The 1,769-nt window shown below is 57.7% G+C and carries 2 protein-coding genes; both read left to right on the forward strand.

The annotated features are described in order from the left end of the window. Positions 1-169 precede the first annotated feature (169 nt). On the forward strand, positions 170-1,174 hold the full coding sequence (locus LO50_RS21810) for a phage integrase (protein ID WP_236690619.1): 1,005 nt from the start codon (positions 170-172) through the stop codon (positions 1,172-1,174). A 43-nt stretch (positions 1,175-1,217) separates the two neighbouring features. Next, positions 1,218-1,766: a DUF6988 family protein gene (locus LO50_RS21815; protein WP_052816842.1), complete on the forward strand. Its 549-nt coding sequence runs from the start codon at positions 1,218-1,220 to the stop codon at positions 1,764-1,766. Positions 1,767-1,769 lie beyond the last annotated feature (3 nt).

A 1,769-nucleotide genomic window follows, 5' to 3' on the forward strand; every position in this document is an offset into this window, starting at 1 on the left:
CACGGGAGCGAGTGGGCGCTAAAACCGCATTTGATCGACTGAAGGATTGGGAATGCTGGCCGGTCATTCGTGACCACTATGCCGCTAAGGACATGAGCGAGCGTGATCTGTACAAGCACATCAAAACGTTGCTTCAAGAACGCCACGTTCGATGGGGCAGAGCGGTCTGATGGCGATCCAGCAGCTCTCTGGCGGTCGCTGGCGGGTCGATGTTGAGCCGGTCAAAGGCAAGCGGTTCCGCAAGACGCTGAAGACCAAGGCCGAGGCAATGCGCTTCGAGGCGACCTGTCGAGCCAAGTGCAGCGAATCCAACGATTGGGCACCGCGGCCCAAGGACAAGCGCAGGCTGTCAGAGCTGGTCGAACTGTGGTTCGATCTTCATGGCGTCTCGCTCTCAGATGGCGTTCGTCGTGTGGCGATCCTGCGAGCGTGTGCAAAGGCGATGGGCGACCCGATAGCACGCATAGTCGATGGCGCGAAGATCGCCGCCACACGCGCGCGTTGGATGTCAGCTGGCGTCACCGGCAAGACGGCGAACAATCGCCTTGGCTACCTGAAAGCGGTTTACAACGAGCTGCACAAACTCGACGTGATCGACTATTCCTGTCCGTTCACCCGTATTCGTCCGGTTCGGCTGCAAGAGCGGCCCTTGGCCTACCTGACCAAGCCGCAGATCTCCGAGCTGCTCGATGCACTCCAGGCACGGACCACGTCTCCGCATCCGGCGATGGTGGCGCGGATCTGCTTGGCGACCGGGGCGAGGTGGGGTGAGGCTCAAGCGCTTCGACCGGAGCGGATTCGAGGCAACGCCCTGGTGTTTGCCAATACCAAGTCGAAGCGGGTGCGGATGGTCCCAGTAACGCCCGAGCTGGTGGCGGCGATCAAGAAGCACTGGCAAACCTACGGGCCGTTCACCAACTGCATTGGCGTGTTTCGGCTGGTCCTGCTCTCGACCACGATCAAGCCCCCACGCGGACAGGCAAGCCACATCCTGCGCCACACGTTCGCAGCTCACTTCATCATGGGCGGTGGGCATATCGTGACGCTGAAAGAGATCCTGGGCCATGCGTCGCTGAACATGACGATGAGGTATGCACACCTTGCGCCAGAGCATTTGCATGATGCGATCAGGTTGGGACCGTTGGCTGATTTGAGGGTGCCTGAGGCTTACTGAGAAATGTAATATCCCAGCAACGCTAATTCGCACGGATGCATCCATGGAGTTCGATCAGATTCTCTCGAGGTCTGCGGCGTTTGAAGAAGCGCTTATAGAGTGCTTTGATCTGCCTCTCTACGACTCGTCGTCCTCACGATTTCTCGCCAGTAAGTCACTCGCGACGCTTGGGTTCGAGCATGCTCAAAGCTTGAAGTATCTCGTGGCTGGAGGTCTCTACACCTCGGCCGCTGCGCTGCTTCGGGTCCAGTATGAATCGCTTGTTCGGGCGATGTGGGCGCTTTACGTCGCAACAGATGAAGAGACGGAGCTTCTCGTTGCAGATCTAACGAGCGAAAGTGCGGAACGGCCTGCTCGCAACCCTACAATTAACGAGATGCTGGCTGCGATTGAAAAGAAGGCTCCGCATGCACCTGTATCGATGCTCCGTGAGTTCAAGCATTATTCATGGAAACCTTTGAATTCTTTCGTCCATGGTGGGGTTCATGCTGTAAATCGTCACAGCAGGGGTTTCCCGGTACCACTTGTGCGGACTATGGTCCTGCACTCGAAGGCTGTAATGGACTCTCCCTGCACCACGTTTCTTCTATAACTC

The sequence above is a fragment of the Stutzerimonas stutzeri genome, assembly GCF_000935215.1.
Lineage (GTDB): Bacteria > Pseudomonadota > Gammaproteobacteria > Pseudomonadales > Pseudomonadaceae > Stutzerimonas.